Below are 13,384 nucleotides of genomic sequence, written 5' to 3'. Positions count from 1 at the left end.
GCCGTTGCCGGGGCTCCGCCCCGGACCCCGCGCCTCAAACGCCGGCGGGGCTGAGTTTGCGCTACGCGCGCCTCAGCCCCGCCGGCGTTTCCGCTATGGGGCCTCCGTTGCCGCAGCGGCCGCTCCAAACCCCCGCGACAGTGTTAGAAAGGGCTCATGACCGGACGTTTTGGTCGCCAGCCGACCGGGTGGGGCTCGCGCCTGTTCGCGCGCCTGTCCCAGTGGGCGCACAGCGTCGCCGGTCAGGTCTTCGCCCTCCAGGCGGTGATCGTGCTGCTGCTGATCGCCGCCGCCGCGCTGGCGCTGGTGGTCCAGGCCCGGTACGACAGCGAACGCAACGCCGGCGACCGCTCCCTCGCCGCCGCCGAGGCCTTCGCGCACGCCCCCGGCCTCCCGGCCGCCCTGAAGTCGGCCGATCCGACCGCCGCGCTCCAGCCGCTGGCCGATGCCGCCCGGGTGGCTTCGGGCGTGGACTTCATCGCCGTGATGACCACGGACGGGATCCGCTACACCGACTCGCGGCCCGAGCTGATCGGGCAGCGCGCGGTCGGTGACATCGCCCGCGCCGCCGCCGGGGAGTCCTTCACCGAGACGTTCCGGGGCGAGCCCAGCGACGCCGTCCGCGCGGTCGTCCCGGTGCGGGACGCCAGCGGGGCCGTGATCGGGCTGGTGGGCACCGGCATCGAGGTGGAGAACGTGTCCGACGTGGTCGAGGACCAGCTGCCGCTGCTGCTCGGCGCGGCGGCCGGCGCCCTGCTGCTCGGCACGGTCGGCGCGGCCCTGGTCAGCCGGCGGCTGCGGCGCCAGACCCGCGGGCTGGGCGCCGCCGAGATGACCCGGATGAACGAGCACCACGAGGCCGTCCTGCACGCCGTCCGCGAGGGCGTGCTGATCATCGGCGCCGACCACCGGCTCGCCCTCGCCAACGACGAGGCCCGCCGCCTCCTCGACCTGGCGCCCGACGCCGAGGGACGGCACGTGGCCGACCTCGGCCTGGACCCGCAGATCGCCGAGCTGCTGGCCTCCGGGCGGGCGGCGACGGACGAGGTGCACCGGGCGGGCGACCGGCTGCTCGCCGTCAACGTACGGCCCACCAAGGCGTTCTCCGGCGAGCCCTCCGGCACCGTCATGACCCTGCGCGACTCCACCGAGCTCGCCGCCCTCTCCGGGCGGGCCGAGGAGGCCCGCAGCAGGCTCCAGCTGCTGTACGACGCGGGGGTGCGGATCGGGACCACCCTGGACGTGGTGCGCACCGCGGAGGAGCTGTCCGAGGTGGCCGTCCCCCGCTTCGCGGACTTCGTCACGGTGGAGCTGCTGGAGCCGGTGCTGCGCGGTGACGAGCCGCTGGCCGCGGGCCTCTACACGGAGATGCGCCGGGCCGCCATCACCGGGGTGCGGACCGACTCCCCGCTCCAGCCGGTCGGCGACGTCATCCGGTTCGTGGTGCCGACCGCCCCGATGGCCGCGGCGCTGGACGCGGGGCACGGGGTGCTCGCGGGCGACCTGCAGGCCGCGATGGGCTGGCGGGCCGATGACACGGCCGGGACCCGGGTGGCTCTGGACTACGGGCTCCACTCCCTGATCTCCGTACCGCTCCAGGCGCGTGGCGTGGTCCTCGGCATGGCGAACTTCTGGCGGGCGGCGGACACCCCGGACGCCTTCGACGAGGAGGACCTGTCCTTCGCCGAGGAGCTGGGGGCCCGTGCGGCCGTCTCCATCGACAACGCCCGCCGCTTCACCCGGGAGCACGCGACGGCCGTGACGCTCCAGCGCAGCCTGCTGCCCCGGGTGCTGCCCGACCTGAGCGCCGTGGACGTGGCCTTCCGCTACCTGCCCGCGAAGGCGGGGGTGGGCGGGGACTGGTTCGACGTGATCCCGCTGCCCGGGGCCCGGGTGGCCCTGGTGGTCGGCGACGTCGTCGGGCACGGGGTGCACGCGGCCGCGACGATGGGACGGCTGCGGACCGCCGTGCACAACTTCTCCACCCTGGACCTGCCGCCCGACGAGCTGCTCGGCCACCTGGACGAGCTGATCAACCGGATCGACCAGATCGACAACGGCGGCGGCGAGGACCGGCCCGCGGACGGCGACGGTGACGGCGACGGCGACGGCGACGGGATGGGCGAGCCGGCCGGGGTCACCGGCGCGACCTGCCTGTACGCGGTCTACGACCCGGTCTCCAGCCGGTGCGTGATGGCCAGCGCCGGACACCCCGGGCCCGCGCTGGTCGGCCCCGACGGGCGGGTGGAGTTCCCCGAGCTGCCCGCCGGGCTCCCGCTCGGCGTGGGCGGCATGCCCTTCGAGACCACCGAGCTGCGGCTGCCCGAGGGGAGCCGGCTCGTGCTCTTCACCGACGGCCTCGTGGAGGACCGCGACCGGGACTTCGACAGCGGCCTGCGGCTGCTGGGCGAGACCCTCTCCCAGCCCGGCCGCAGCCCCGACCAGGCCTGCTCCGACGTGCTGGCCGCGCTGCTGTTCCCGGTGCCGAGCGACGACATCGCCCTGCTGATCGCGGACACCCGGCGGCTGGAGGCGGACCGGATCGCCGAATGGGAGGTGCCGGGCGAGGCCTCGGCCGTCTCCCGGGTGCGCAACGCGGGCGCCGCGCAGCTCGCCGCGTGGGACCTGGAGGACCTCTCCTTCACCACCGAGCTGATCCTCAGCGAGCTGATCACCAACGCCATCCGGCACGGGAGCGCGCCGGTGCGGGTGCGCCTGCTGCGCGACCGCAGCCTGATCTGCGAGGTCTCCGACGGCAGCAGCACCTCTCCGCACCTGCGGTACGCGGCGACCACCGACGAGGGCGGGCGCGGGCTGTTCCTCGTCGCGCAGTACGCCGAGCGGTGGGGCACCCGCTACACCGACCGGGGCAAGGTGATCTGGGCGGAGCTGCCGCTGACCGGGGGCAAGGAGCCGCCGGCGGCGGTGCCGCTGGACCTGGACGCCCTGGAGGACCTGGCCTGGTGACGCGCCCGCCCCCCGGCCAGGTCCGGAAGAGGCGGCCCAGCGGTCACAGCGGGGAGGTGCGGGCCAGCAGGACCGCCACGTCGTCCTGCGGGGCCACGGGCAGCAGTCTGGCCAGGATCCCGTCGCAGAGCTCCTCCAGTGGCTGCCGGAAGCCGCGCAGGGCCTGCGCGAGCTGGTCCAGGCCCTGGTCGAGGTCCCGGTCGCGGGCCTCGATGAGGCCGTCGGTGTAGAGCACGAGCAGGGTCCCGGGGGGCAGCAGTACCTGCTCGGTGGGGAACTCCCCGGTGCCCGGCCCCGAACCGGGGCCGGGGCCCGTGCCCAGGGGGGTGCCGGGCGGGCCGTCGAGGAAGGTGATGGTCCCGTCCGCGGCGACCACGGCCGGCGGCGGGTGGCCGGCCCGGGCGATCACGCAGCTGCCGGTGGCCGGGTCGTGCACGGCGTAGACGCAGGTGGCCATCTCGTCCTCGCCGAGGTCGGCCACGACGGCGTCGAGGGAGCGCAGCATCTTGTCCGGGGGCACGTCGAGGCGGGCGAGGGTCCGTACGGCCGTGCGCAGCTGGCCCATGACGGCGGCCGCGTGGATGCCGTGGCCCATGACGTCGCCGATGACCAGGCCGGTGCGCCCGCCGGGAAGCTGGATGACGTCGTACCAGTCGCCGCCGACGTCGTGGTCGCTGGCGGGCAGGTAGCGCCCGGTGAGTTCGAGGCCGGTGACCCGGGGCAGCGCGCTGTTGGTGAGGCTGCGCTGGAGGGTGAGGGCGGCCCGGCGCTGGGCGGTGAACATGCGGGCGTTGTCGATGTTGAGGGCGGCGCGCGCGACGAGCTCGTCGATGAGTACGCAGTCCTCCTCGTCGAAGGGCTCGCGGGTGCGCAGCCGGGTCACGGCGACGGCGCCGAGCACCTTGCCGCGGGCGACGAGCGGGACCATCCGGGCGGAGCCGAGGGTGGCCAGGTAGCCGCGCAGGGCGTCCGCGCGGGGGTCGGTGATCAGCGCGGGGATGTCGGAGACGTACAGGTTCATGGGCCGGCCGTCGGTGATGACCTGCTCGTACACGCTCCCGACGGGCAGCTGGAAGGTCTGCCCGGCGGCCAGTTTCGCGGTGGGCGCGTCCGGCTCGGGGAAGGTCGCGGCGAGTCGGCGCAGGACGCCCCGGGCGGAGCCGGCGGCGGCCGTGTCATCGGGGTTCAGTACCGAATCCAGCAGCTGGACGTCGGCCGAGTCGGCGAGCTGCGGTACCAGGACCTCCACGATCTCCTGGGCGGTACGGTGCAGGTCGAGGGTGCTGCCGATGCGCGTGCCGGCCTCCGCGAGGAGGGCGAAGCGGTGCCGGGCCCGTTCGGCGGCGGCCTGGGCGCGCTGGCCCTCGGTGATGTCGATGAGGGAGGCGATCAGGCCGAGGGGGCGGCCGGAGCCGTCGAGCAGGGGGGCGTAGGAGCAGGACCAGGTGTGGTCGTGGTCGGGGTCGGCGGGGGTGCGCCCGGTGCGGCGTACGTCGACGACGGCGGTGCCGCGGTCGAGGACCTGCCGCATGGTCGCCTCCAGCGCGGTCGCGTTGACGCCGGGTACGACCTCGCTGAGGCGTCTGCCGAGGTGCTCGGCGGCGGGGACGCCGTTCATCCGGGCGAGGGCGTCGTTGACCCGGAGGAAGCGCAGGTCGGGGCCGAGGGTGGCGAGGCCGATGGGCGACTGGGTGAAGAGGCTCTGGAGCGCGGCGAGGGAGTCGCGCATGTGGAGGACCTCGGAGGTCTCCACGGCGACGAGCATGGCCCCCGTACGCCCTTGCGGGTCGGCGGCGGGAACGATCCACATCTCCATCGGGACGCGGTGTCCGTCGCGGTGGCGCACGGGCAGGGTGCCGATGACCGTCTCACCGGCCTGGACGCGCCGGGTCAGCTGACCGGCGAGCTCGTGGTTGGTCTCGGGGACGAGCACCTCGGCGCCGATGCGCCCGATGATGTCCTCGGGGCGGTGGCCGAGCAGTTCCTGGGCGGCCAGGGACCACTCCACGACCCGTCCGTCGGCGTCCTCGCGCCACAGGGCGATCGGCAGCAGCTCGCGGAGCACGCCCGCGTACCCGACGGCCGGCACCGGCCGGTCCGGCACCTCGCTCGTCGACTGGTACGTGTCCACTGCACCGACCTCACCCCGGGGGGCCTGATACCTACCGATTCACCCTATCCGAGGCCTGGGCGCGCGGCTCTGCGTCCGGCGGCCCTTCCCGCGCGGGGCCGCTGTTCGGGTGCCTCGGCGCGGCACGCCGGGGCAGAAGGCCCCCAATGCGGTATGTCCCTGTCATGACCGACGCCACGATCGTCTACGTCCACGGCAACGGGAACAAGGTCCGCAAGGAGCTGCTCAAGTCCCAGTGGGACAGGACGCTGTTCGGTACGGACCTGGGGTCCGCCTCCCGGATGGCCTACTGGGCCCCGCTGCGGTACGAGGACCCGCTGCCGGACGACGAGCCCGACCCCCTGGCCGGCGGCCCGGCCCCGGTGGAGGAACTGCTCGCCGCCGGTGCGGCGCGGACCCCCGAGGAGTTCATCGAGCGGACCCTCGCGGAGGCGCGCCGGGAATCCGGCCCGGCGGCCGGGGGCCGGTCGGCGCAGGCCGGCGACGGGGGGCCGGCCCGCGACGAGGGGCTGGCCCGGTGGCTGGCGAAGATGACCTACTCGGCGGAGACCCTCGACCGGTCGTGGGACGGCCCGGCCGGCCGGGCCCCGGCGGACGTGCGCGAGGCACTGCCGCTGCCGGGCTTCCTGCGTTCGCCGGTCTTCGAGAAGCTGGTCGGCCACACCTTCAAGGACGTCCACGCGTACTTCTTCGGCGGGCTCGGCGAGGCCATGCGGGACGTCGTGCGCGCCGAGCTGGCGGACGTGGGCGAGGGGCCGCTGGTCGTGGTCGGGCACAGCCTCGGCTCGATCGTCGCGTACGAGGTGCTGCGCGAGGCGCGCCGGGACGTCAGCCTGTTCGTCACGGTGGGCTGCCCGCTCGGCATCACCGAGATCCAGGACCTCCTCGCCCGGCCCACGGCGGTACCGGCGGGGGTGGCGGCCTGGTGCAACGCCTCGGACCTGCGGGACCTGGTGGCGCTCGACCACTGGCTGCGGCCCGAGTACGGTCCGCCCGCCCTCGTCACCGACCATCTGGTGCGCAACGACAGCGACAACCACCACGGCATCCGCCAGTACCTGGCCTGCGAGCCCGTCCGCAGCCAGGTCAGGGCCCTGTTCGGCCGCCTTGCGACCGGCGGGGGCGGGTGAAACCATCGGTTCGGCGGGTGCACACCGGGACCGGAGGTGTGAGAGATGCGCGGTGGATCACCGGTGGCGACCGGGCCCGAGCAGGTCTTCACGGAGGATCTGCTGGAGGTCGCGGCGCGGGTGCGCGAGCGGCTGGACGCGGAGGTCCCCGAGTCCGGGGAGGAACTGCCCACGCGGGAGGCGGCCGCGCGGATCGGCCGGGCGGCCCGGGACGAGCGGGCGAAGGTGCTCCGGGCGGGGGTGCGCGGGCTGGAGAAGCTGGCCGCGGGGCGCTCGGGCGACGTCGACGACGACGAGTACTTCGGCGTCGAGGCGATCGTGCTCCTGGAGGGCAGGCCGGCCATTCTCGTCCAGGGCCAGGACTTCGCCGCCCAGCAGGGCGACTGGGCGCTGCTGGACGGCCAGCGGGACGCCATCCGGCAGTCGATCGCCCGGGTCGGCCGGGTGGAGGTGTCCGGGCACGCGGAACTGGACTGGCTGGGCGCGGGCTTCCTGGTCTCGCCGTTCGCCGTGATGACCAACCGGCACGTGGCCGCCGAGTTCGCCCGCGCGGACAGCGCGGGCGGTTTCGTCTTCCGGCAGGGCATGGGCGCGCGGATCGACACCGCGGAGGAACTGGGGGCGCCCGCCGCCGACGGCTCGTTCGAGTTCGACGTCACCGAGGTGCTCGGCATGCACCAGGACGTCGACATGGCGCTGCTGCGGGTCTCCCCGGCGAGCAGCGGCGGGGGCGAGCTGCCCTCCCCGCTCGCGCTCGCGGCCGACGCGCCGCCGGATCTGGCCGGCCGGCCCGTGTACGTCGTCGGCTACCCGGCGGCGGACGGGCGGCGGGGCGAACCGGCGGCCATGAGCCGCATCTTCATGGACGTCTACAACGTGAAGCGGCTCCAGCCGGGCACGGCGACCGCCCTCCTCCCCGAGGAAGACGGGGCCGGGGCCGGGTTCACGATGACCCACGACTGCTCCACCCTCGGCGGCAACAGCGGCTCCCCCGTCTTCGACCTCGCCGACCACCGGGTGCTCGGCCTGCACTTCGGCGGGAGGTTCGGCTCCGCCAACTACGCGGTGCCGCTGTTCGAGCTGACGGACGACCCGCTGCTGGAGCGGGCGGAGGTCAACTGGGTGTGAGGACGGCGGCCGCCGGCCGGCTCAGCCCAGGGCGACGGGGGCGCCGACCAGGGAGCCGTACTCGGTCCAGGAGCCGTCGTAGTTCTTGACGTCCGGGTAGCCGAGCAGTTCGTGGAGCGCGAACCAGGTGTGCGAGGAGCGCTCGCCGATGCGGCAGTAGGCGATGACCTCCCGGTCGGGCGTGATGCCCTTGCCCAGGTACAGCATCCGCAGCTCGTCGGCGGACTTGAAGGTGCCGTCGTCGTTGGCCGCCTGCGCCCAGGGGACGTTGGCCGCACCGGGGATGTGCCCGGGCACCTGGGCCTGTTCCTGCGGGAGGTGCGGGGGCGCCAGCTTCTCGCCCCGGTACTCCTCGGGCGAGCGGACGTCGACCATGTGGATCCCGTGGCCCACGTTCTCCAGCACCTCGGGGCGCAGCGCGCGGAACTGCGGGTTCTCCTGACCCGTCACCGTGAAGTCGGTGCGCTCGTACCGCCGGACGTCCAGTGTCATCTCCCGGCTCTCCAGCTCCCACTTCTTGCGGCCGCCGTCGAGCAGCTTGACCCGGTTGAACCCGCGCAGCCGCAGGATCCAGTAGGCGTACGCGGCGAACCAGTTGTTGTTGCCGCCGTAGAGGATCACCGTGGTGTCGTAGCCGACTCCCGCCTCGGCGAGCAGCCGCCCGAGAGCCTCGCGGTCCAGGTAGTCCCGCCCCACGGGGGCGTGCAGGTCGGTGGTCCAGTTCCAGCCCACGGCGCCGGGTATGTGGCCCTGCTCGTAGGCGGTGGTGTCCTCGTCCACGTCGATGACGCGTACCGTCCCGTCGTCCAGGTGCGCGGCCAGCCACTCGGTGTCGACCAGTGTCTCCGGATGGGCGTATCCGTTGCCGCTCATGATCCGCTCCTCTCGTCGTCGTCATGCCTGTGCCATCAGTTCACGTGCTCCGCCCCGGATCACCGCCGTCACGGGGATCCCCGCGCGGTCGAGCAGCCCGGCCGCGATCGTCGCCCGGCGGCCGCTGCCGCACACCACCCAGAGCTCCCCGTCCCGGGGCACCTCGCCGATCCGGTGGGGCAGTTCGGCGAGCGGTACGCGGAGCGTGCCGGGGACGGAGTCCTCCGGGCCCGCCGGACTCTGCGGTCGGACGTCGAGCACCCGCCGGCCGTCGAGGTGCCCGGCCAGTTCGGAGACGTCCGCGGTGCGGAAGGAGCGCAGCGGGCGGCCGGCGGCGGCCCAGGCGCCGACGCCTCCCGCCAGGTAGCCGGCGATGTCCTCGTAGCCGATCCGCAGGAGCTGGGTCACCGCCTCGCGGGCGGCGTCCTCCTCCGGCTGCGGCAGCACCAGGACCAGGCGGGTGCCGAAGGGCACGATCTCGCCGACCAGGGCAGCGAAGCGCTCGTCGAGCTCGTCGCAGAGCGAGTCGGGCAGGTGGGCGGCCGCGAACTCGGCGCGCCCGCGCCCGTCGACGACCTGCGCGCCGCCCCCGGCCAGCCCTTCCACCACGGCCGGGGTGAGCGGCCGGAGGGCGGGCGGGCCGCCGAGCACGCGGGGCCCCTTCCGGTTGATCGGCGCCATGTGGTGGTAGTAGGCGGGGTACGGCGGCAGCCCCATCAGCCGCCCTTGTACGAACTCCGCCTCGTCGCCGCCGGTCAGCGCGGGGTTGGTGCGCCGCTCCGCGCCCACGGTGCTGGTCCGCTCGCCCGCCGCCGGGCCGGCCGCACAGGAGCTGCCCGCGCCGTGCGTGGGCAGCACCCGGGTGGCGTCGGGCAGCAGCGCGAGGCGCCGGAGCGTGCGGAACTGGGCCCGCGCGAGTTCCTCCGTACGCCCGGGGCCGGAGAGGTCGGTGCGGCCCGCGGTGCCGACGAGGAGGCTGCCTCCGGTGAAGACGGCGGTCGGCGACCCGTCGCCGTCGTCGAAGACGAGGTACGAGGTGTGTTCGGCGGTGTGGCCGGGGGTCTCCATGGCCCGCACGGTCACGTCGCCGACGGAGATCTCGTCGTCCTCGGCCAGCGGCAGGTGGTCGAAGGCGTACGGTGCGCGGGCCGGGCCGGCCACGGTGGCGCCGGTCGCCGCGCGGACTTCCAGGGCGCCGGAGACGTAGTCGTTGTGCACGTGGGTCTCCAGCACGTACCGGATCCGCACCCCCCTGGACGTACAGGACTCCAGCAGTTCCCAGCTGTCCCGTTGGGGGTCGACCAGGGCTGCCTCGTCGCCGCTGACGAGCAGGTAGCTGGTGTCGCCGAGCGACGCGGTGGTCATGACTTCGATCTCGCTCATTTCCCTCACCGCCCCGGGACCGGCGTGTTCGGCCCCTGATCGGGGGTGCCCCGTTCGACGTGGCTCAGACGACGACCACCTCGACCGCGGACACCGGGTTGCAGCCGTAGCCCCGGGCGTTCCAGGGCGCCCGCGGCGGCTGGGTGTCGCCGTGTTCGTCGGTCGCGCGGGCCAGGAGCCGGTACGGGCCGGGGCGCGTGGGCGTCCACCGGTAGGACCAGCCGGTCCAGGCGTAGGGCCCGGGCGGGGGTTCCAGTACGGCGTCGGTCCAGTCCCGGTCGCCGAGCCTGCCGAGGTCGCCCCGGTCCGCCTGGGCGTCGTCGCCCTCGTACGAGGCCCTGATCTCGACCCGCCGTACGGGCACCCCGTCGCCGGACCATGCCCGGCCCCGGACGAGGGTCTCGTGGCCGCGGCGGACGGCGGTGTCCGGCTCGGGCTCGGTGATGAGCGACTTGACCCTGACCGTGGTCACGGGCCCTTCGGGGGTGCCGCGCGAGGCGGTGTAGACGTACTCCTCGGCCTGGAAGACCCCGGTGAACGGCTCGGTCACGGCCCGGGCCTCCACCAGCCACTTCACGTCGGCAACGGCGTACCGGCCGGGTACCACCAGGCGGACCGGGGCCCCGTGCTCGGGGGCGAGGGGCTCGCCGTTCATGTGGGTGGCGAGGAGGGTGTCGGGGTGGAGGGCGGCGGAGAGGGGGAGGCTGCGCTCGAAGGCGGTGGGCAGGCCGTGCACGGTGCCGGAGTCCGCCCCGGTGAAGACGATCTCCAGGGCGGCCGGCCGGATCCCGGCGCGGGCGGCGAGGGCGCGGAACGGGACGCCCGCGAAGTGCGCGCAGCCCACGGCTCCCTGGGTCCAGGGCAGGCCCGGTGGGCGGGGGGTCATCATGGCGCGGCCGTTGCCCGCGCATTCCAGGACGCAGTCGAGTTCCCTCCGCTCCAGCCCGAGGAGCTCCTCGTAGCCGATGTCGAAGGGGGCGGCGACGGCGCCGCCGAGCCGCAGGCGCCACAACTGGGGTGTGGTCTGCGGGATGCCGAAGTGGTCGCGTACGAAGAAGGCCCCCACGGGCGTCACCGGCTCGACCAGGGCGGCCGGCGGCGTCTGCGCGTTGTACGGGTCGGACGTGACCGTGTCGGGTGCCCAGGCCGTGGCTCCGGGTCCGCGTGAGATCGACCATGCGGTCATGGCTCCCACCTTCGTTCGGGCTCGCTGCCGAGCACGACGCAGATCCCTTTCAGCTTACGTCCGGGAACCTCTTGACTCTGGACGAATTGGGAGGAAACTCATCTTTACACCGGATCACCGGAAAGAGCCGCAGCCGCCCTCTGAAGACGTTCAGAGGCCCGCGTGACCCTTGTCCAGGCTCTGGCCAGGCCCCCGGCAGACCGCGTTCGACCATGGGAGCCACCTGCGACGGCGGATGGCTCGTGGCATCGACGGGACTGCCGGGGACTGTCTTGTCCGCGGCCGCGTGCCCGACGGGCTCAGCCCATCACCGCGGCGATGCCCCGTGCGAGACACGGGATCCGGTCCCCCGGGATGCCCGCGATGTTGACCCGCCCCGAGGCCGTGCCGTAGATCGCGAACTCCCTGCGCAGCGCGAGCATCTGCGGCGCCGCGAGCGGCAGCATCGAGAACATGCCCTTCTGCCCGGCCAGCACCCGTGCCTGCGCCTCGCAGCCCAGCGCGGTCAGGTGGGCGGTCAGCACGGCCCGGTTGGCCGTGATCCGGCCCCGCATGAGGTCGAGTTCGGCCCGCCAGGCGGCCCGCAGCCCGGCGTCCTCCAGGATCGTCGTCACCACTGCGGCGCCGTGCTCGGGCGGCATCGAGTACTGGGTGCGGGCGGCGTTCTGGAGGGCCGTCTCGGCGTGCCGTGCGGCGCCGGCCGAGGCGCCGAGCACGATGGCGCAGCCGACGCGGTCGCTGTAGAGGCCGAAGTTCTTCGAGCAGCTGACCGCGATCAGCATCTCGGGCACGCGCGCCGCCAGCATCCGGGTGGGCAGCAGGTCGGCCTCCAGGCCGTCGCCGAGCCCGTGGTAGGCGAGGTCCACGAAGGGCACCCAGCCGCGGGTGACGGCCGACTCGGCGAGCGCCTCCCAGTCGTCCAGCAGCGGGTCGACCCCGGTGGGGTTGTGGCAGCAGCCCTGGAGCAGGACCACGTCGTCGCGCCCCGCGGCGCCGAGCTCCCGCAGTACGCCCTCGGTGTCGAAGCGGCCCCGGGCGTCGCGCCAGCCGTAGGTACGCACCTTCAGCCCGGCCGCCTCCAGGATGGGGCGGTGGTTGACGTAGGCGGGGTCGCTGATCCACACCGTGGTGCCCGGCCGGGTCCGGCAGATCAGGTCGGCCAGCAGGCGCAGCGCGCCGGAGCCCGCGACGGTCTGGACGGCCGCGGCCCGCTCCGAGGGGCCGCCGGCGCCCAGGACCATCGTCAGCAGGGCCTTGTTGAAGGCGGTGTTGCCGGACAGGCCCCGGTACTCCTTGGACTCGGAGCGCTCCGCCAGCCGGATCTCGGCCTCCCGCACGGCGGTCATGACGGGGGTGCGGCCCGATTCGTCGCGGTAGACGCCGAGGACGAGGTTGAGGCGTTCGGTGCGCGGGTCGGCGCCGAACTCGTCGGTCAGGACCCACAACGGGTCGGCGGGCGGCGGCGGGAGGAGCTCAAGCATCTGCGGGCACCTTGGGTCGGGGGCGTCGGTTGGCGAGGACGACGCCGGCGGTGATGAGGGGGACGCCGACGAGGACGGCGAGGGTCGGCGACTCGCCGAGTACGGGGATGGCGAGCAGGACCACGGCCACGGGGCTGAGGCTGCCGACGACGGAGCTGCGCTCTGCGCCCAGCCGGCGGATGGCGAAGGCGTACAGCAGGCCGGCGCACAGTCCGACCCCGAGCCCCTGCACGACCAGGAACAGCGCGATGTCGGAGCCGGCCGCCCGTGCGAGGCCCGTCGGGAGCACCCCGGTCAGGACGAGGAGTCCGATGACCGCGAAGGAGGGCAGGCAGAGCAGGCCGATCGACCCGACGGGATCGAGGTCGACCTCCTTGAGCCCGACCGTGTACAGCGCCCACAGCCCGCTGGCCACCAGCAGCGTGCCCGCGCCCGCCAGTACGCCGGTGTCCACGGGGACCACGTAGCGCCAGACGAGGGCGGCCACGCCGACCGCGATCAGCGCGAGCCCGGCCGCCTGCGTGCCGCGGGGCGCGCGGTGCCCGCGGGCGACCATCAGCGCGGAGACGAAGAGCGGGACCATGCCGGGGACGATCGAGCCGACGAAGGCGGCGGAGGTCAGGGCGCCGCCGTGCATCGCCGCGAGGAAGAACGGCACTCCGGCGCCGCACACGATCTTGATCGCGGCGCCCGGCCGGACCGCGGCGATGCGGTGGCGGCGCCGCCACAGGGCGGGGGCGAGCACGACGAGGGGGACGCCGAAGCGCAGCAGGGCGGCGTCGGCCGGCAGCAGGGAGGAGGCGCTGAGCGCGCGGGCGCTGAGCGCGAAGGCGGCCCAGATCGCCACGGTCACCAGCAGGGCGGCCATCCCCTGGGTCTGCGGGGAGAGCCGGTGCCGGCCGGCCGCCGCGGGGTGTGCGGCGGCGGCCGTGGTGTCGATGGCTACCAAGGGTGGTGGCTCCAGCTTCCGGGGCCCGCGGGTTCCGGGACTCGTACACGCGTACGGGATTCCGTACACCCGCAACCGTAGGGCCTGGGCCGGGGCAGTCGATTGCCAGTTCTGCCTCCCGGACATACGTTTGGGGCAGAATCTGCCAAGGAGTGC

General features: G+C 74.3%; 9 protein-coding genes. 3 read left to right on the top strand and 6 right to left on the bottom strand.

Annotation, left to right across the window (positions count from 1 at the left end):
* Positions 1-156: 156 nt before the first annotated feature.
* Complete coding sequence (locus AB0O21_RS15215) at positions 157-2,967, top strand: SpoIIE family protein phosphatase (RefSeq protein WP_365171143.1); 2,811 nt, start codon at positions 157-159, stop codon at positions 2,965-2,967.
* Positions 2,968-3,010: 43 nt separating this feature from the next.
* On the opposite strand, the gene AB0O21_RS15210 is transcribed toward AB0O21_RS15215, so the two are convergent.
* A complete protein-coding gene (locus AB0O21_RS15210) occupies positions 3,011-5,098 on the bottom strand; it encodes a SpoIIE family protein phosphatase (RefSeq protein ID WP_365171141.1) in 2,088 nt (695 codons plus the stop codon).
* Between the two features lie 164 nt (positions 5,099-5,262).
* Here AB0O21_RS15210 and AB0O21_RS15205 point away from each other — a divergent pair, with 164 nt between their 5' ends.
* On the top strand, positions 5,263-6,228 hold the full coding sequence (locus AB0O21_RS15205; RefSeq protein WP_365171139.1) for a hypothetical protein: 966 nt from the start codon (positions 5,263-5,265) through the stop codon (positions 6,226-6,228).
* A gap of 45 nt (positions 6,229-6,273) precedes the next feature.
* Positions 6,274-7,356 carry a serine protease gene (locus AB0O21_RS15200; protein ID WP_365171137.1) on the top strand — a complete coding sequence of 361 codons (1,083 nt, stop codon included), beginning with the start codon at positions 6,274-6,276 and terminating at the stop codon, positions 7,354-7,356.
* Positions 7,357-7,377: 21 nt separating this feature from the next.
* Here AB0O21_RS15200 and AB0O21_RS15195 read toward each other — a convergent pair whose 3' ends face one another.
* The 5 genes from AB0O21_RS15195 to AB0O21_RS15175 form a co-directional block, all read right to left on the bottom strand.
* Entirely contained in the window at positions 7,378-8,229 is an 852-nt protein-coding gene (locus AB0O21_RS15195; RefSeq protein ID WP_365171135.1) for a sulfurtransferase, read from the bottom strand.
* Between the two features lie 21 nt (positions 8,230-8,250).
* Positions 8,251-9,612 carry an MBL fold metallo-hydrolase gene (locus AB0O21_RS15190; RefSeq protein ID WP_365171133.1) on the bottom strand — a complete coding sequence of 454 codons (1,362 nt, stop codon included), beginning with the start codon at positions 9,610-9,612 and terminating at the stop codon, positions 8,251-8,253.
* Positions 9,613-9,676: 64 nt separating this feature from the next.
* Positions 9,677-10,798, bottom strand: a complete 1,122-nt coding sequence (locus AB0O21_RS15185; protein WP_365171131.1) for a sulfite oxidase — start codon at positions 10,796-10,798, stop codon at positions 9,677-9,679.
* Between the two features lie 299 nt (positions 10,799-11,097).
* A complete protein-coding gene (locus AB0O21_RS15180; RefSeq protein WP_365171129.1) occupies positions 11,098-12,279 on the bottom strand; it encodes an aromatic amino acid transaminase in 1,182 nt (393 codons plus the stop codon).
* Positions 12,272-13,228 carry a DMT family transporter gene (locus AB0O21_RS15175; protein WP_365171127.1) on the bottom strand — a complete coding sequence of 319 codons (957 nt, stop codon included), beginning with the start codon at positions 13,226-13,228 and terminating at the stop codon, positions 12,272-12,274. The genes AB0O21_RS15180 and AB0O21_RS15175 overlap by 8 nt, the downstream gene beginning before the upstream one ends.
* Positions 13,229-13,384: the final 156 nt, after the last annotated feature.

It is taken from the genome of Streptomyces sp. NPDC091371, assembly GCF_040684275.1.
Lineage (GTDB): Bacteria > Actinomycetota > Actinomycetes > Streptomycetales > Streptomycetaceae > Streptomyces.
Note: the sequence above shows the minus strand (reverse complement) of the source record. Positions and strands in the feature narration are given on the sequence as shown.

Excerpts from the sequence above, each read along its gene's own strand:
- AB0O21_RS15215 (WP_365171143.1), top strand. The coding sequence starts at position 157 with ATGACCGGACGTTTTGGTCGCCAGCCGACCGGGTGGGGCTCGCGCCTG.
- AB0O21_RS15205 (WP_365171139.1), top strand. The coding sequence starts at position 5,263 with ATGACCGACGCCACGATCGTCTACGTCCACGGCAACGGGAACAAGGTC.
- AB0O21_RS15200 (WP_365171137.1), top strand. The coding sequence starts at position 6,274 with ATGCGCGGTGGATCACCGGTGGCGACCGGGCCCGAGCAGGTCTTCACG.
- AB0O21_RS15195 (WP_365171135.1), bottom strand. The coding sequence starts at position 8,229 with ATGAGCGGCAACGGATACGCCCATCCGGAGACACTGGTCGACACCGAG.
- AB0O21_RS15190 (WP_365171133.1), bottom strand. The coding sequence starts at position 9,612 with ATGAGCGAGATCGAAGTCATGACCACCGCGTCGCTCGGCGACACCAGC.
- AB0O21_RS15185 (WP_365171131.1), bottom strand. The coding sequence starts at position 10,798 with ATGACCGCATGGTCGATCTCACGCGGACCCGGAGCCACGGCCTGGGCA.
- AB0O21_RS15180 (WP_365171129.1), bottom strand. The coding sequence starts at position 12,279 with ATGCTTGAGCTCCTCCCGCCGCCGCCCGCCGACCCGTTGTGGGTCCTG.